Origin of the sequence: Actinospica durhamensis (assembly GCF_018139695.1) — a bacterium.
GTDB lineage: Bacteria > Actinomycetota > Actinomycetes > Streptomycetales > Catenulisporaceae > Actinospica > Actinospica durhamensis.
Window position 1 is genome coordinate 1 of record NZ_JAGSOG010000188.1, and the last position, 17622, is coordinate 17622.

Here is a 17622-nt window from a genome sequence, read left to right on the forward strand (position 1 = left end):
GCCCCCGGCCGTGCACCGCCCGCGCGACCCGCACCCGCAGCCGCGGATGGAGATCCGCGCGTCCACGGACGAGGAGATCCGCCAGGGCGAGGAGCAGCGGCACGCCGAGATCGAGGAGTACCGGCGCGAGCACTTCCCCACCGCCTACGAGCGCAACCAGGACGAGATGGCCTACCTCGGACACGCCGTGGACCCGAGCGGCATGGGCATCGTCAAGGCGCCGGTGACGCTGATCTACATGGCCGCGGGCGACGACCTGAAGACCGCCTCGCAGAAGGCGGCGAACGTGGACCACGCCGTCGGCCTGCTCACCCTCGCGGCCGAGGGGAAGGCGAACTCGGTCACCGACACCAAGTGGGGCAGCGACGTGCCCGACCAGGCTGACCCGCACGGGAGCCTGACCTACCGCTTCGACGAACGCGGCGCCTACCTCCAGCAGCGCGCCGACAACCGCGCGGCGGGCCGGCCGAAGGTGGAGAGCACGCGCAGCTTCGACGTGAAGGCCACCCTGGACCGGACCCGTCCGGTCACCGACCCGCACACACAGGCGGCCGTGCAGGCGGGCATCGCCGAGTACAACCGCACCGGCAGCTCGAGCCTGGCCGGCAGCGTCGTGCACGAGGAGTCCGGCTTCGCCGGCTCGCAGCAGGGCGTGGACGACATCACCGGGCCGACCCTGCTCGAACTCAAGACCGCCTGGGGCACCTCGGTGGACCTGTCCCTGTTCAACCTCAAGATGCGCGGGGCGGACCGGCAGACCCTGGAGGCGCAGGTGCTGCTGCAGCAGGCCGCGCAGCGGGCGGGGCGGCCGCAGCTGGTGAAGATCAGGATCCAGCGACACCTGTTCATCGATCCGCGCACCAGCCAGGCCGTGCAAGTGAGCAAGTGAGCAAGTGGCCAGACCAGCTTCGATCGGGCCGCGGACGCGGGCGTGCGCGGCGAGTCAAGGGGAGGGGAACCGAGGATGACGTCCGTCATGCGCGGGGTGGTCCGGGATCGCGGCGGCCGGCCCGCCGCGGGCCAGCGGGTGGCCGTGCTGGGGTGGGACACGCAGAGCAACGTCTCCACGCCGCTGGCCCAGGGCTTCGCGGATCCGCAGGGCAGGTACGAGCTCGAATTCGAGATGCCGCCGGACGAGATCCTGGTGGTCGGCTGCGCGGTGGGCGAGTCCGGCCAGGTGCTGGCCTGGTCCGCGGCCTTGAGCGAACTGCCCGAGGACGGCTCGGCGGACATCGTGGTCGAGGTGCTCGAGGCGGACGCCGGGGCCGCGGCCGCGGTGGAGGCGGCGCAGGCCGCGCAGGCGGCGCAAGCCGTGGAGGCGGCCGAGGCCGAAGCAGAGCCCGGCGACTCCGACGGCCCCGGCGAGAGCGGGGAGACCGGAGCCTGGGGCCGCTCGCTCGCCGCGAGCCTGCTCGGCGCCGCGCCGCTGCCCGACCCGGACGACGACTACTCGGTCACCGGCACCCTCACCTGGCCCGACGGCAAGCCCGCCGCGCACGTCGCGATCCGCGCCTATGACACGGATCTCAGCGGCGAGCAGCCGCTCGGCCCGCACGCCCCCGACTTCGCCGCCGAGACCCGCAGCGACGTGCGCGGCGACTACCGCATCGGCTACACCCGCCGCCAGTTCGCCCGCGCCGACCTCGGCACCGCCGACCTCGTGGTGCGCGCCCTCGACGGCGCCGGCGTCCCCAGCGTGTCCTCGCCGGTCCACTTCAACGCGCCGCGCCACCTCGTGGTCGACCTGACCCTGCCCGCCGCCGTGCCCGGCCTGCCGTCCGAGTACGAGCGCGTCGTCGACCGCGTCGGCCGGCTGCTCGACCAGCCGCCGCCCGCCGGCCTGGGGCGGCTGACCGCGAAGGACGCCGCGTTCCTGGTGGGGGAGACGGGGTACCCCGCGGACGTCATCAACACCCTGATCAGCGCGGTCGCCCTCGCCGCCGCGCCCGGCTCGGCCACGGCCACCGCCGACAAGCCCCCGCTGCTGACCGCCGCGTACTACGGCCTCATCCGCGTCGGCGACCCCGGCACGCTCGAAGGCCTCGCGGCCCTGACGACCGCCCGGCTCGGCGCCGACCTGGCCAAGGCCGTGGACCAGGGCATCGCCCCGGTCGCGCTGCGCGCCGCCGCAGGCGGGTGCGCGCAGGCCATCGCGGCCGCGGCGGCCGGCGCGCGCGGCGAGCAGTTGACGCAGGGCGCCGAGCTCTCCCAGCCCGCGATCCGCTACCAGCAGACCTCTGCGACCTCGAACGCCTTGGTGGACACCCGGCTCGACGCCGCCCTGCGCGCGGCCGTGCTCACCGCGCTCGGCTCCGTCAGCACCGCTCTGCAGACCGCCAGCGCCGGCGCCGTCAACGCACTGAGCTGGCGTTCCGTCACCACGAGCACCGTCTCGGCACTGGCCGCCACCGTGCTGACCCAGGCCGCTGCCGCCGACCCGGCCGTCGCCGCCGAGGCCGCGACCGCCTCCAGCCGCGTCACGGCCCGGCCCGCGGTCACCGTCAGCCAGGCGCTCTACCTCGACACTCCGGTGCGCGACAACCCGATCCTGCGCGGCGACGTCCTGGCCGCCGCCACCTCGGCCCTGGCCGGTCTCGCCGCACTGCCCGCAGCCGCCGCCGACGCCGTCACCGCCGCGGCGAGCGCCCTCGCCGACGCGCCGGACTCCACTCTCGCCTCACTCGTGACCGCCCAGACGCTCACCGCGGACCAGGCCCAGAGTTTCAAGATCCTGCTCAATCTCGGCGACCTCACCGACGCGAACGCGCCGCTGCTCAAGATCCTGCAACAGCAGGGCTCCGCCTCCCCGCACGTGCTCGCCGGATGGAGCACCGACCAGTGGACGCGGCGGCTGACCGCGAACTCGATCACCACCCCGCCCGGCACGACCGTCGCGCAGTACGCCGCGACCATCCAGCTCAGCCTGGAACTGAGCTACCCCACCCAGGCCCTCGCCGCGCGCCTGGCCCAAGGCGACGACCCGGTCTCCACCTTCTTCAGCGACAACCCGACCGTGGACGTACGCACCGTGAGCCTGGCCACCGGCGACGTCTCGGCCCTGAGCTGGCAGGGCGTCTCGGACGCGGACCGGCCGCAGGTGCTCAAGGAGCTGAGCTCCTACCAGCGGCTGCTCGCGCTCGCCGACACCACCGACACCCGCGTCACCCTCGCCCGCAACGGCTTCGACTCGGCCCAGGCCATCACCGTGCTCACCCCGGACGCCTTCGCCCTCGCCAGCGGGCTCGACGCCGGGACCGCGGCCCTGACCTACGCGCGGGCGCAGAACCACGCCCTCCAGGTCGCGCACGTCTACGGCTCCGCGAGCGACCTGCTCACCGGGCCCTACATGAAGCTCCCGGTGAACAACAACGCCGGCCCGCAGCTGCTCGACGACCTGCTCAAGATCGACGGCCTGGCCCAGCTGTTCGGCCCGCAGGACTACTGCGACTGCGGGGACTGCCAGTCCGTGCTGAGCCCGGCCGCGTACTTCATCGACCTGATGCACTTCACCGACCAGTACGTCTCCACCCCCGTGTTCGTCACCCCCAAGCTCACCAACCACCCGCTCTACCTCCAGAACCGCCGCCCCGACCTGTGGACGCTCCAGCTCACCTGCGACAACACCAACACCCTGATCCCCTACCTGCAGATCGTGGACGAGGTCCTCGAAGCCGCGCTGACCAAGCTGCTGGGCAAGGACCCTTACCAGGTGCTGAGCGACCCGACGAATAAGGCCACCTGCCAGGTCCCGTTCAGCCTGCCCTTCGCCGAACTCGGGCTCTACCTCGGGTACTTCGGCCTGACCGCGGCGCAGGTCTACCAGACCCTGCAGTCCCCGGCCGCGAGCGTGCACCGCGCCGCCGCGGGCCTCTCGCCGGACGACGCCACCGTCGTCGAGACCACCGACCCGACCGGAGTGGTCACCCGGCTCGGCCTCGCCTCCGCCGCCGACCTCGCGAACCTGCCGGTGCAGAGCTTCCTGCGGCGCACCGGGATCACCCGGGACCAGCTGACCTCGCTGCTCGCGCTGCGCAGCGACCCCGACCTGGCCTCGGTCACCGTGGTCAAGCAGCCGGTGAGCGGCGAGATCCAGAACTTCCCCGAGCTGCTGCAGAACCTCACCGCCGCCCGCGCCGACACCGCCTTCCGCTTCCTGCGCCTGGCCGCCCCGCTGGCCGCGGCCCCGCTCGGCTGGGCCCTGACCGACCTCGACCTGATCCTGCTGACGGCCCAACAGGCCGGCCTGCTCACCGGCCAGGCCGCGCTCGACGCCCCGACCGTGGACCTGGTCGGACGCCTCGTCACCGTGCAGCGCACCTCGGCCTCCGCCGTCGCCTCCGCCGCGGCCACCGGCGGCACAGGGCTGACCGCGGCGCAGCTGTGCGCGCTGATCGGCGCCATGCCGGTCTCCGCGGCCTTCCCGCTCCAGCCCGCGCACGCCTCCGACCGGCTGCTCTACGAGCAGGTCTTCGACCTCGTCGACATCTTCGGGATCAAGGACACCAGCACCGGCGAGCTCAACCAGAGCGCCGACTACTACCACTACTCGCTCGACACCACCCTCGGCAGCGGCACCCCCGTCATCGACCCGAAGACCCCGCTGCTGCTCGCCGGGCTCGGCATCAGCGAGACCGACCTGCTGCTGCTGTTCGACCTCGTCAAGGCGGACCTGCCGTTCACCGCCAACGGCCACTGCACGCTCGACCGCGGCCGGCTGTCCCTGCTCTACCGCCAGGTGCTGGTCGGGCGCACGCTCGGGCTCGGCGTCAGCGACCTGATCGCCGCGCTCGCCCTCGTCCAGGGCGCCGCGGCCGTGCCGGTGACCACGCTCGACCAGGTCGAGGCGATGCAGGCCTTCGGCAGCTGGCTCGGCGCCGCCGCGTTCACCGTCGGGCAGCTCCAGCTGATCGTCTCAGGGGTCGAAAGCCCCACGGTCAAGTTCGCCACCACCCCGCAGACCATCGCAGCCCTCGTGCAGCGGGTCCAGGCGGCCGCCCCGCCCGGCGGCCCCGCGCCTGACTCGATCGCCACGCTCGAGACCAACCTGTGCGGCGCGTTCACCATCGGCGCCGGCCGCCTGACCGACGTGCTCAGCTGGACCGGCCAGGACATCACCGCCGCCGCGATCCACACCGCGCTCGCCGCCACGTTCACCGACGGCGTCCCGGACAACCCGGCCGCGCTCCAGCCGCTGACCGACCTCGTGCGCCTGCTCGAGCGCGACGTGCTGCTCTTCGCGCAGCTCCAGCTCCCCGACACCGAGGTCGACTACCTCACCGCGAACTCCGCGCAGCTCGGCATCGCCGACCGCTCCGCGCTCAAGCTCGCCGACGTCCAGGCCGTCGCCGCGTACACCGGGTACGTCGGCCGGGTCGTGTCCCCGGCCGCCGCCACCTCCTCCCTCGCGACGGCCACCGCGACCGGATCCGGCGCCGACGCCTCCACACTCACCCAGGCGCTGCTCACCTCGTACGCCGGCGGCGGCGCGTTCAGCACCGACGACCGGGCCCGCCTCGCCGACCTGCTCACCGTCGACCAGAGCCTGATCGCCTCGGTCCTCACCGCCGCACCCCTGCCCACCGTCGCCATCGCAGCGCTCGAACGCGTCGACGCGCTCGCCACGCTCTGCAAGACCCTCGGCGTCAACGCGTACTCCCTCGTCAAGCTCGGCGCGGACGCCGACTTCGCCTCGCTCACCGCCGCCGCGCAGGTGGCCTACGGCGCGATCGGCGCGCAGTACACCGACGAGACCGCGCGCGACACCGCGCTCGAGCCCTACCAGGACCGCGTCAACACCCTCAAGCGCGACGCGCTGTGCGGCTACATCATCGACGGCCGCCCCGAACTGCACTTCGGCGGCGACGACGACCTGTACGACTACTTCCTGCTGGACGTGGAGACCAGCGGCTGCACCCGCACCTCCCGCGTCGTCGCCGCGATCTCCAGCGTGCAGCTCTACGTCCAGCGCTGCACCACCGGCCTCGAGCAGTCCGACCCGTCCATCACCACGGTCACCCGGATCAAGGTGGACCCGAGCGCGATCCCCGCGGTCGAGTGGTCCTGGCGGCAGAACTTCCGGGTGTGGCAGGCCAACCGCGAGGTCTTCCTCTACCCGGAGTCCTACATGGACCCGGGCCTGCGCGACGACAAGACCCCCGCGTTCGAGGACCTGGAGAACACGCTGCTGCAGCGGCAGATCACCGACGCCTCGGCGGGTGACGCGTACTCCGGCTACCTGGCCGACTTGGCCGACCTCGCGCACCTGCGCATCTGCGGCAGCTTCTACGACGAGCCGAACCACACCTACTACTTCTTCGGCCGCACCCGGCAGGACCCGCCCACCTTCTACTACCGCAGCTGGGACACCACCACCTGGACCCCGTGGACCACCGTCGACCTGCCCATCGACGCCCCGTACGTCTCCGCCGCGATGCACCTGGGCCGGCTGATGGTGTTCTGGGCGGACGGGACGGTCAAGGACCACACCACCATCTCCGGCGGCGCGTCCACCACCGACTACTACCAGGTCCAGATCAAGCTGGTGTACTCGCTGCTCCAGCCGGACGGCACCTGGCGCACGCCGCAGAAGGTGGACTGGCTCTACCCCTCCCCGAAGGAGGAGCTCTCCGCGGTCGACGAGGTCTACTCCGGCTACTACGCCTCGCCGGAGGACAACATCGACGCGATGGAGGCCTCGAAGACCTACGAGAAGTCCTACCCGGTCCTCGTCGGCAACGGCATCGTGCTGCGCTACTACAACCAGAACATCAGCCCCTACTACTGGGACCGCAGCCTCGACCTGTTCCACAACCGGCTGGTGACCGGCGGCGGCATCCCCGCCCTGCCCTCCGGCACCGCGCTCGGCATCTACTCGGACGGCTCCACCGCCTACCTCGGCATCGAGACCGCGAGCTACGGGACCGAGGTCGACTTCGACCTCACCCGCGAGCAGGGCACGGCCGTGGCCACCCCGCACACGATCGTCACCACCGGCTACCCGTACGAGGACCGCGCCGAGACCGACCCCGGCCGGCGCTACTTCATGAACGCGGTGCACCGGGGCTTCCCGGAGTCCGTGGTGCAGATCGGCGACCAGCAGTACCTGGTGCACGAACACAGCTCCCTGCGCTACCGCCCGACCAGGCAGCAGACCGAGGACTCCGTGCTCCGGAACGTCGACGCGGAACCCGAGGTGCAGGCGCACTCCCTGATCTCCACCGCGATCTCGGTCGCGGACCGCGCGGTACGGGTGCCCGACCCGGTCCTGCTCACCCCGATCCTCGCCCCGCGCGGCCTGGTGCGCCTGTCCACCTCGGTCGCCGACTATCTCGGCCAGACCAACGCCGAATCAGGCCTCGACCAGCTGCTCGACCTCGCCACCCAGGTCGCGGCGGTGGAGAAGCCGCTGCCGTTCAAGATCACCGACCCGGCGCAGCTGAGCGGCCCGGACGACGACCCGAACCACATCGACCTGGCCGGCGCGTTCGGCGCCTACTTCCAGGAGCTCTACCTGCACATCCCGTGGCTGGTGGCCGAGCAGCTGAACGCGGCCGGGCAGTACGCGGACGCGATGAAGTGGTTCGAGTACGTCTTCGACCCCACCGCGGCCTCCTCCCCGAGCGACGCCACCCCGGCCGACCGCAACTGGCGCTATGTCGGATTCCGCGGCCTGACCGTCCCCACGCTGCAACAGCAGCTGACCGACCCGGCCGCGCTCGCCGCGTACCGCGACGACCCCTTCAACCCCTTCGCCATCGGCCGGCTGCGGCCCAGCGCGTTCCAGAAGGCGATCGTCATGCAGTTCATCGGCAACCTGCTAGACTGGGGCGACTCGCTCTTCTCGCAGGACACCACCGAGTCGATCAACGAGGCGACGATGCTCTACGTCCTCGCCGACGAGATCCTCGGCCCGCGCCCGGTCTCCCTCGGCGAGTGCGAGGTGCTCGACGAGAGCAAGCTGACCTACGCGGCGATCGCACCGAGCCTGGGCAGCGCCTCCGACTTCCTGGTCACCCTGGAGAACTGGTACTACCAGTTCCAGTGGACGCAGCTTGCGGCCACGTCCACGGCGGCCGAGACCGCGCTCGTCGCCCACGTGTCGGCGGCGTCTGCCTCCACTTCCCCGGCCTCGAACGCCGGCTCGTCCGCCGTCGCCCGGTTCGACATGCTCAAGGTCCTGCCGTACGCCGTCGCCTCCGGCCTCGCCGCGAAGTGGGTGGACCAGCCCGCGCAGTGGACCAAGCAGCGCGTCCCGATCTACCACGCCCCGCAGCTCGTCATGCAGAGCACGCTCGTGTTCTGCGTCCCGCCGAACAGCAACCTGCTCGCGCTCTGGGACCGGGTGGCCGACCGCCTCTACAAGATCCGCAACTGCATGAACATCAGTGGCGTGCGACGCCAGCTGGCCCTGTTCGCCCCGCCCATCGACCCGATGGACCTGGTGCGCGCGCAGGCCGCCGGGATGTCCATCGAGGAGGCCACCGCCGCCCTCGCCGCCCCGGTGCCGCCCTACCGCTTCACCTTCATGCTCGAACGCGCGCGGGCCGCCGCGCAGACCGTCTCCTCCTTCGGCACCGCCCTGCTCTCCGCGCTCGAGCGCAAGGACGCCGAGGAGCTCACCCTGCTCGAGTCGCTGCACCAGCGCACCGTCCTGCAGATGACCACGGACGTGAAGACGGCCCAGGTCCAAGAGGCCCAGTTCCAGGTCACCGCGGCCACCGGCACGCAGACCAACGCGCAGAACAAGGTCGACTACTACCAGGGCCTGGTCCAGAACGGCCTGACCGGCTGGGAGCACCTGGAAGAGGACATGCGCAACACCGCGGCCGTGCTGCGCGGGGTGGAGAGCGGCGTGCACCTGATGGCCGCGATCACCTACCTCATCCCGCAGATCGGCAGCCCCTTCGCGATGAAGTACGGCGGCCAGGAGCTCGGGCACAGCGGCGTGGAGTTCGCCGACTGGACCTCCACCATGGCCTCGATCCTCGAGGTCATCGCCGGCGCCGCGCAGATGGAGGCCGGGTTCGACCGCCGCAACCAGGAGTGGCAGCAGCAGCTCACCCTCGCCCAGCAGGACGTCGCCACCACCACGGCCCAGCTCCAGGCCGCCCAGCAGAAGGCCGCCTACACCCAGAGCGAACTCGACATCCACAAGACCCAGATCGCCAACGCCGCCGAGCTCGACGCGTTCTACAAGGGCAAGTTCACCGGCCTCGGCCTGTTCACCTACCTCGCCCGCACCCTCACCACGCTGCACCGCCAGGCGTACGACGCCGCCTACCAGCTCGCCCAGGCCGCCCAGCTGGCCTACAAGTACGAGCTCGACGACAGCACGATGTTCGTCGCGCCGGACAACTGGAGCGGCGACAAGGCCGGGCTGTTGAGCGCCGAGCGGCTGCTCGTGCAGCTGGTGCAGATGGAGAACGCCTACCTGGCCGGCAACACCCGCCGCTACGAGCTGACCCAGCACTTCGCGCTCTCGCTGGTAGACCCCGGGGCGCTCAGCACCCTGCGTGAGACCGGCGGGTGCAGCTTCGACCTGCCCGAGCTGCTGTTCGACATCGTCTACCCGGGCCACTACAAGCGGCTGGTCAAGTCCGTGCGGGTGACGCTGCCCGGGGTGACCGGCCCGTACGTCAACGTCGGCGCCAAGCTCACCATGACCGCCAGCTCGGTGCGCGCGACCGCCTCCACCGGCCCGGCCGGCCTCGTCGCCGTGCCCGCGCAGCCCAAGCTGGCCTCCGCGATCGCCACCAGCTCGGCCGTGAACGACGCGGGCGTGTTCGAACTCGGCTTCCGGGACGAGCGCTACCTCCCCTTCGAAGGCGCCGGCGCGGTCAGCAGCTGGCGGATCGAGCTGCCCGGGAAGCTGCGCTCCTTCGACTACCGGACGATCTCGGACGTGGTGGTGCACCTGAGCTACACCGCGCTGGACGACGACGCGTTCCGCGACACGGTCGAGACCGCGATCGTCACCGACCTGACCCAGTACGCCGCGAGCACCGGCCTGCACCGGCTGGTCAGTCTCAGGCACGACTTCCCGGCCGCCTACCACCAGCTCACCGGCGGCACCGCGCCGGCGAACACGAGCACCTCCTTCGCCTTCACCGACCGGCAGGTCCCGTACTTCCTCAACGGCATGACCCTGACGTTCACCTCGGCCCAGGCGCTGCTCGTGCCGCCGGCCGAGGCGCCGGTCACCCCCGGGACCCTCACCGTCGCGCTCAACGGGGCCACCGGCTCCGCGTGGACGGCGGTCCCCGACACGCCCCTGATGTCCTCCACCCTGCCGGTCAGCGGCCCGATGCTCGGTACCTGGACCCTGACCACACCGACCGGCCACCTGGACCCGGCCCAGGTCGCCGACATCCTGCTCCTGGTCAGCTACAAGGCGAGCTGACGCGCGGTCGGGTCCGCGGTCGGCGCTTAAGACAGGTGCTTGGACGCCTCTCGGATGGACATGGCCGAGAGGCGGGGCGCCTCGTCGGCGAGGAACGCGCGCACCGCGTCGGCGTCGGTGTACGCGTACTCGCGCAGCGCCCAGCCGATGGCCTTGCGCACGAAGAAGTCCGGGTGCCCGGCCTGACGGCGGCAGTACGCGAACAGCCGCGCGGCGTCGGTCGCGTCCTTGAAGCGGAGCTGGTGCAGCAGGGCTGTGCGCACGATCCACAGGTTCTCGTCGCGCACCCACGCGTCCATCGTCGCCACCAGCGCCGGATCCGCCGCGACCAGCGGCCCGACCACGCGTGAGGCGAGCGGGTCGACCGTGTCCCACCACGACTCGGTCGTCACCAGCCGCCCGACCACCGGAAGCAGGCTGCTGTCGCACCGCTTCACCTGCGCCACGAGGTAGTCCACGGCGAAGTACCGGAACTCGCGCTCGGGCAGCCGCCAGCACGCGTCCGCCAGCTGCGCGCAGTCGCGCGTCGTGGGCCTGGCCGTACCGGCCAGCGCCGCCCGCGACAGGGCGCGCCGCCGCGGCGTCGGGATGCCCAGATAAGGGAATTGTCCACGCATATAAGCCGACTGCGCCGCCGCCCGCGCCGGATCCGCGGCCGCCCGATAGCTCGGCTCGACTCGCCGCAGCAGCTCCCCGGCCAGATCACCCACCAGGCCATTGTGCCTTATCAGCGCCTATACGCCGTGTCACAGCGTTCGAGGATTCCCGGGAGCCTCGGCGGGAGCCCGATATTTTTTTCGAAGAGTTCTCCACTTCGCCCGATAGAGAGCTCCGCGCGGGGCATACGGAAGGCCCCCGTGAAGAAGGGCATCATGGCCATACTCATCACGATCATCGTCATTGTGGTCCTCGCCGCCGCGGCCGTCACCGCGTGGTGGTCCGGCAAGCGCAGGCTGCGCGCGGCCTTCGGCCCCGAGCTCGACACCGTGGCCCAGGACTACGGCAGCACCCGGCAGGTCGACCGGGAACTGCGGCGGCGCAAGAAGGAGCACGACGCGCTGCAGCTGACCCCGATCAGCGCCGAGGACCAGGCGTACTACGCCACCACCTGGGAGCACCTGCAGGGCGAGTTCCTGGACGACCCCTCACTCTCCCTCAACAGCGCGGAGAGGCTGGTCGCGACCGTGCTCAAGGCCCGGGGCTACCCGGGCGAGGACGAGCAGGAGCAGCTCGCGCTGCTCTCCGTAGAACACGCCGGCGCCCTGGCCGACTACCGGGCCGCCCAGCAGACCAACCGCCGCGCCGTCGAGGACCCGACGAGCATCCCGACGGAGGAACTGCGCCAGGCGATCCTGTCCTACTACACGCTCTTCAACGAACTGATCGCCGACCCCGGCGCCCAGCCGGACGCGCCCGCCGAAGGCGCCGTCAGCTCCCGTACCAGCAACAGCCAGGAGGCCACCCGATGAGCAGCACCGACCACAAGATGGCCCGCGACACCGGCATCGACGACGGCCTCGAGGAGAACGAGGAGTACTGGCCGCGCGAGCAGGACGCCGCCGCGGCGCCGCAGACCACGACCACGACCACGGCCGCCCAGAGCGACGAGGCGGACGAGGAATCCGACGAGGCGGACGAGCTCGACGAGACCGGCGAGTTCGACGAGCTCGACGAATCCGAGGAGCCCGAGTTGGAGCCCGAGTCCGAGTCGGAGTCCGAGGAGTCCGAGAAGTCCGAGCCCGAGTCCGGGTTCCGGTCCGAGTACAGGGACGAGGATGCCGCGGCGGGTGCCTACGACCTCACGCCGCAGCCCGACGAGGCGGGCCCGCAGACCGCCTTCGTCACGCCCCAGCCCGAGGAGCTCAACCCGCAGCGCGACGAGTTCGCCGCGCAGCCCGAGGGCGTCGCCAAGCCGGAGGACCTCGGCGGCCGCAACCTCGGCAGGGGCGCGGAGCCGCTGCTGAGCGCCGACGAGCAGCAGGAGTTCCTCACCGAGTGGACCCGCATCCAGGTCTCCTTCGTCGAGGACCCGCCGACCGCCGTGCAGCACGCCGACGCCCTGGTCCAGGGCATCACCGCCTCCCTGCTCACCGCGCTCAACACGCGCAGCGGCGAGCTGGCGGCCGAGGGGGGCGCGGCGTCCGACACCGAGCAGCTGCGCCTGGCCCTGCGCCAGTACCGCGCCTTCATCGGCGTGCTTCTGCCCGAGCACGAGCAGGAGACCGACGCCGTCTCACCCGCGGTTTCCTCATAGGCCCTCGCTCCGACCGTTTGCCGAGAACGGGAACGGTAACCCGTCAATCGAGGATTCGAACGGAAATTCGTCGAATTCCCACGAACCTCGATGCGTGAGGAGCAAATCTTATGGGTGTCATCCTTCTGGTCCTGCTGCTGGCCCTGGTGCTCGGCGGACTGGGATTCGCCGCCCACGTGCTGTGGTGGATCGCCGTGATCGTGTTCGTCGTCTGGCTGGTCGGTTTCCTGGTCAGGGTGGGCGAGGGCGCGAGCGGGCGCCGCCGCTGGTACGGCCGGTGGTGACGAACGCACGGCCCCCGCGGCCATGACCGGAGCACGGCGAATTCCGCCCCGATTCCAGCGCGTGCGCGCCACGCCGCCGGATCGGGGCACTCGCCTGTCCGAACCGAACGCAGAGGGTGAAATGAAGGAGGGCGCACGATGACCATTCCGGACACCGATACCCTCGTCGACGAGGACGAGCAGACCGAAACCGAACTGAGCCGGCAGCACGAGGATGCGATCGCGGACAACTTCCGACACATCGTCTGCTTCCTGTGCTTCCCCGCCTTCGCCACCAAACGGGTGGCGCCGCACGATGCCGAATGCATCTGCGGGAAGCCGGTGAAGACGGGCGATATCCCCGGGCCGAGCGCGGCGCCCCAGTGCGTGTTGTGCAACGAGATGGCCGAGAGCCACTATCGCTCCGCGCATTCAGGAGAATGAGAAGATTCATCAGGAGACGTGAGTAATTCAGGAGGCTGAGATGTGGCAGGAAGCCGCAGAGCGGGTCTACCGCGCGCGCTTCGATCCGTGCGACGTGACGGTGACCGCCGTGGTCGGCGCGGACGGCGTCGCGGTGGTCGACACCCGCTGCTCGCCGGCCGAGGGCCGCGAGCTCAAGGAGTCCCTGCGGACGCTGACGGGGGCGCCGATCCGCTGGGTGGTCAACACCCACGCGCACTTCGATCACGTGTGGGGCAACGTCGAGTTCGTCGCCCCGCGGCTGACCCCGCCCGCGCGGATCTGGGGCCACGCCAGTGTGCCCGCCGGCTCCGAGTTCGACCTCGCCGCGCCCGTGACCAAGGCGCTGCTGGAGCAGCTGCGCGCCGAGGCGGCCGAAGACCCCGGCTGGGCGGCGGCGAGGTTGGACGAACTCGAAGTCGCCGCGCCCACCGAACTGGTCGAGGAGCGCGCCGTGATCGACCTCGGAGACCGGGCGCTCGAGCTGCTCCACCTCGGCCGCGGCCACACCGCCGGAGACCTCTGGCTCCGGGTGGACGACGCCGATGTGCTGCTCGCGGGCGACCTGGTCGAGCAGTCCGGGCCGCCCGCGTACGGCCCCGACTCGTTCCCGCTCGAATGGGCCGCGACACTCGAACGCGCGCTGGCGCTCATGGGTCCGGGGACCGTGGTCGTACCCGGGCACGGCGAGCCGGTCGACGCGGACTTCGTCCGGCGCCAGCGGGCCGCGATAGACGCCGTCGCCCGCGAGATCACCCGCCTGCACATCGCGGGCGTCGCCGTCGAGGCTGCGCTCGACGAAGGCGCCTGGACGCTGCCGCGCGCCGGCCTCGGGCAGGCCGTGCGGCGCGGGTACGAGGCGTTAATCGGGTAGCGGGCTACGGCGCGTTGACGGGCGGTCGGGGCCGCCTCGGCAATACCGTTACGTGCGCGAGCTGGATGCGGCCCACACAGTGGATTCGGCAGGTGAACGTATGAGGACCCGGGCTGTCACCGGATTGCTCCGCGCCCGAACCCGCGTCCGCGGACCCCACCGCCACCGCCCGGCACGTCTGGCCGCGGCGCTCGCCGCGACCGCCACCGCCGGAGCCCTGCTGTTCGCCGCAGGCTGTTCCAGTTCCGGCGCCCCGGCGACGAATCCACTGACCGGGGAGCCGGGTAACGGCGGCCACGTCCTCGCGGTCAAGATCGACAACGTCGGCGTGGCGCAGACCCAGCAGACCGGTCTGAACTCGGCGGACCTCGTCTACGTCATCCAGGTCGAGGGCGGCCTGAGCCGCTACCTGGCCATCTTCGACAGCTCGACCGCCCCGTCGAAGGTCGGCCCGGTGCGCAGCGCGCGCCAGACCGACATCCCGCTGCTCGAGCCGTTCGGCCGGGTCGGGCTCGCGTACTCGGGTGCGATCTCCGGCCTGCTGCCGGACCTCGCCGCTGCGAACGTGCAGAACATCACCCCGGAGATCAACGCCAGCCTGTTCAGCAACGCCGGCAGCTCGCCGACGTTCATCACCCCGTCCCAGATCTTCTCCACGTATCCGAACCTGGCCCAGACCAAGGACGTCGGCTTCCGCTTCGGCTCCGCGCCCGGCGGCGGCCAGCCGGCCACGTCCGTGTCGGCGAAGATGCCCGCCGCCGCGTTCGAGTTCACCGCCTCGGGCCAGAAGTGGCTGGTGTCCGTGGACGGCCGGGCCGTGACGTCCACCGGCCAGGGGCGCGCGTCCGCCGACAACGTGATCATCCAGCACGTCAAGGTGGTCGCGGGCAAGTACACCGACCACAACGCAGGCCACCCGGACAACGAGGTCTTCTCCGAGACTACCGGCTCCGGTTCGGCCGACTTCTACCGCGACGGTCAGGTGTGGCACGGGCAGTGGTCCAAGCCGAACAACGACTCACCCACGAGCTACACCGTCTCGGGCACCATCATGCTGCTGACACCCGGCCGGACCTGGATCGTCCTGGAAGGCAGCTAGGTCTTCGTCGAAGACAGCCCTCGTCGATACCTCGTTGATACCTCGTCGACGCCGGCGGCGGCGTGGGCCATACCGTGGCGTACTGCGGCCGACATCGACATACGTGTGGCGACCGAGGCTGATCTGGACGGGCGGGTGCGGCGGTTCTCCGCGCGGTGCGGGTTCACTCCTTCGGATGTCACGCTTACGGCCGGATGGTGAGACCGGCCGCCTCGGTGCGGTTCACCCGCGCCGGGGCTCCGATCGCCCTCCGGCGCGCGGCGTGCGGCCCGGCGTGACAACTTTGATCTGGGTCCGGCGCCCGGAACGGGAGCGGCGCCCGCTGTCATATGCAAGCGTACGTCGTGGGGGCGAGCCGGAGGTTCGAGCCTTGAGCAGATCGACCAACGCGAGAACGAGCGCGGGCACCGACGCGGGCGGCGACGGCCGCGGCAACGCGGGAGGCTCGCGCTACCTGGTCCTCGCGGCGATGATCTTCGCCGTCTCGATGACCTTCATCGACCAGACCATCGTCTCGATCGCCGTGCCCCAGATCCAGCACGAGCTGAACCTGACCAGCACCGGCGTCCAGTGGGCGGTCAACGCGTACCTGCTCGCGCTGGCCGCCTTCTTCGCGTTCGGCGGGCGGCTGGCCGACAGCGTCGGGCACAGCAGGATGGTCGTGCTCGGCGTCGTCGTGTTCGCCTTCGCCTCGTTCATGTGCGGCCTGACCCCCAAGGGCAGTGCGGCCGAGGCGTGGATCGTGGGGTTCCGGGCGCTGCAGGGCTTCGGAGGCGCGATCATGTTCCCCGCGGCGCTGGCGATCGTGGTGCAGGGCTTCGCGCTGAGCGAGCGGGGCCGGGCGCTGGCGCTGTTCTTCGGCATTGCCGGCGGCCTGACCGCGATCGGCCCGATCTTCGGCGGCTACCTGACCGAATGGACCTGGCGGGCCATCTTCTGGGTGAACGTGCCGGTCGCGGTGATCGCGCTGATCCTGACGAGGATCTCCAAGCCGGTCACCGCCACCCGCCCGGCCCCGATCGACTATCGCGGCCTCGCCCTGATCGCCTGCGGTATCGGCCTGAGCGTCTTCGGCTTCCAGCAGTCCCAGATCTGGGGCTGGTCCAACCCGGCCATCTGGGTCTGCATCGCCGCGGGCATCGGCCTGCTGGCCGTCTACGTGTACGTCGAACGCACGACCGCCTCGCCGCTGATCCAGCTGAGCATCTTCTCCGTTCGGCCGTTCGCGGTACAGAACGCGATCCTGTTCATCTCGATGCTCGTGTTCATCCCGGTGTTCTTCTTCTCCAGCGAGTACGCGCAGATCGCGCTCGGCGACAGCTCGTCCGAGGCGGGCGTCTTCCTGCTCTACTTCTTCATCGGGTTCGTCGTCGCCTCCCAGCTCGGCGGCCGCATGTTCGACGCGAACGGCGCCAAGCGCCCGGTCGTGCTCGGCTGCGTCCTGGCCGCGATCGGCTTCTACCTGTGGGCCGGAGATGCGCCCTCGCTCAGCTTCAGCTCGCAGCAGTGGGACATCGTCCTGGCCGGCGCGGGCATGGGCTTCATGCTCACCCCGTCCAACACCGACGCGGTCAACCGCGCCTCGCGCCTGTCCTACGGCGAGGCGACCGGCATCACCCAGACCGTGCGCAATTACGCCGCGAGCCTCGGCCTCGCCGTGCTCGGCACCGTCCTGGTCACCCGGCTGCGCACCGAGCTGACCGGTTCGCTCACCGCCCAGGGCATGTCCGCCGGCCAGGCCGCCGCGACCGCCTCCCGGCTCTCCCAGATCCAGGCGGGTACGAGCAACAGCTCGATCCCGCAGTTCTTCCGGGTCGACTTCGCCCAGGCGACCCAGACCGTGCTCTACGCGATGGCCGGCATCATGGCCGCGGCGGCCGTCGTCGCGTTCTTCGGCCTGCGCTACGGGAAGCAGGCCGAGATCGTCGAGCCCGAAGAAGCTCCGACCACGCCGTACGGCCGAGCGTGACGGTAGCCTGGCCTCTGGCACCAGCCTGTCCGGTAGGCCGCACAGATCGGGAGATTCGGGGTGTCCGAGGGGGCAGTGGCGGCCGGCGGCGACTCGTCGGCCGCGATCGGCGGGGATGTCAGTATCCGGGCTTCCTCGGGCGGCGTCGCGGCGCTGCGGATCGACCACCTCCACCTGCATCAGCCGCCGGAGCAGCCCTTCACCCATTCGGCCTATGCCAAACAGGTGGAGCGGATCGCGCCGACCCGGCTGATCGGCCGTGAGACGGAACTCGCCGAACTCGCCGCGTTCGCTGTGCTGGA

General features: G+C 71.1%; 11 protein-coding genes. 10 read left to right on the forward strand and 1 reads right to left on the reverse strand.

Annotated features, from left to right (window positions below; translation table 11 throughout):
* Both KDL01_RS28280 and KDL01_RS28285 read left to right on the forward strand, forming a co-directional pair.
* Positions 1–889, forward strand: an 889-nt coding sequence (locus KDL01_RS28280) for a hypothetical protein (RefSeq protein ID WP_212531676.1), incomplete at its 5' end; no start/stop codon positions are given.
* 75 nt (positions 890–964) lie between these two features.
* On the forward strand, positions 965–10399 hold the full coding sequence (locus tag KDL01_RS28285; RefSeq protein ID WP_212531677.1) for a Tc toxin subunit A-related protein: 9435 nt from the start codon (positions 965–967) through the stop codon (positions 10397–10399).
* 26 nt (positions 10400–10425) lie between these two features.
* On the opposite strand, the gene KDL01_RS28290 is transcribed toward KDL01_RS28285, so the two are convergent.
* Positions 10426–11109: a DNA alkylation repair protein gene (locus tag KDL01_RS28290; protein WP_212531678.1), complete on the reverse strand. Its 684-nt coding sequence runs from the start codon at positions 11107–11109 to the stop codon at positions 10426–10428.
* Between the two features lie 162 nt (positions 11110–11271).
* Between KDL01_RS28290 and KDL01_RS28295 the strand changes: the two genes are divergently transcribed.
* The 8 genes from KDL01_RS28295 to KDL01_RS28330 form a co-directional block, all read left to right on the forward strand.
* Positions 11272–11868 carry a hypothetical protein gene (locus tag KDL01_RS28295; RefSeq protein WP_212531679.1) on the forward strand — a complete coding sequence of 199 codons (597 nt, stop codon included), beginning with the start codon at positions 11272–11274 and terminating at the stop codon, positions 11866–11868.
* Positions 11865–12653 carry a hypothetical protein gene (locus KDL01_RS28300; RefSeq protein WP_212531680.1) on the forward strand — a complete coding sequence of 263 codons (789 nt, stop codon included), beginning with the start codon at positions 11865–11867 and terminating at the stop codon, positions 12651–12653. Before KDL01_RS28295 ends, KDL01_RS28300 begins: the two co-directional genes overlap by 4 nt.
* 110 nt (positions 12654–12763) lie before the next feature.
* On the forward strand, positions 12764–12937 hold the full coding sequence (locus tag KDL01_RS28305; RefSeq protein ID WP_212531681.1) for a hydrophobic protein: 174 nt from the start codon (positions 12764–12766) through the stop codon (positions 12935–12937).
* A gap of 138 nt (positions 12938–13075) precedes the next feature.
* Positions 13076–13360: a hypothetical protein gene (locus KDL01_RS28310; protein WP_212531682.1), complete on the forward strand. Its 285-nt coding sequence runs from the start codon at positions 13076–13078 to the stop codon at positions 13358–13360.
* A 40-nt stretch (positions 13361–13400) separates the two neighbouring features.
* Positions 13401–14252: an MBL fold metallo-hydrolase gene (locus KDL01_RS28315; protein ID WP_212531683.1), complete on the forward strand. Its 852-nt coding sequence runs from the start codon at positions 13401–13403 to the stop codon at positions 14250–14252.
* Positions 14253–14352: 100 nt separating this feature from the next.
* On the forward strand, positions 14353–15351 hold the full coding sequence (locus KDL01_RS28320) for a DUF3048 domain-containing protein (protein ID WP_212531684.1): 999 nt from the start codon (positions 14353–14355) through the stop codon (positions 15349–15351).
* Positions 15352–15721: 370 nt separating this feature from the next.
* Complete coding sequence (locus KDL01_RS28325) at positions 15722–17320, forward strand: MFS transporter (RefSeq protein WP_246577117.1); 1599 nt, start codon at positions 15722–15724, stop codon at positions 17318–17320.
* A gap of 60 nt (positions 17321–17380) precedes the next feature.
* The coding region (locus KDL01_RS28330; protein ID WP_212531685.1) for a hypothetical protein at positions 17381–17622 on the forward strand (242 nt) is incomplete at its 3' end.

Coding starts and splice junctions, on each gene's coding strand:
- KDL01_RS28285 (WP_212531677.1), top strand. CDS start 965: ATGACGTCCGTCATGCGCGGGGTGGTCCGGGATCGCGGCGGCCGGCCC.
- KDL01_RS28295 (WP_212531679.1), top strand. CDS start 11,272: ATGGCCATACTCATCACGATCATCGTCATTGTGGTCCTCGCCGCCGCG.
- KDL01_RS28300 (WP_212531680.1), top strand. CDS start 11,865: ATGAGCAGCACCGACCACAAGATGGCCCGCGACACCGGCATCGACGAC.
- KDL01_RS28305 (WP_212531681.1), top strand. CDS start 12,764: ATGGGTGTCATCCTTCTGGTCCTGCTGCTGGCCCTGGTGCTCGGCGGA.
- KDL01_RS28310 (WP_212531682.1), top strand. CDS start 13,076: ATGACCATTCCGGACACCGATACCCTCGTCGACGAGGACGAGCAGACC.
- KDL01_RS28315 (WP_212531683.1), top strand. CDS start 13,401: ATGTGGCAGGAAGCCGCAGAGCGGGTCTACCGCGCGCGCTTCGATCCG.
- KDL01_RS28320 (WP_212531684.1), top strand. CDS start 14,353: ATGAGGACCCGGGCTGTCACCGGATTGCTCCGCGCCCGAACCCGCGTC.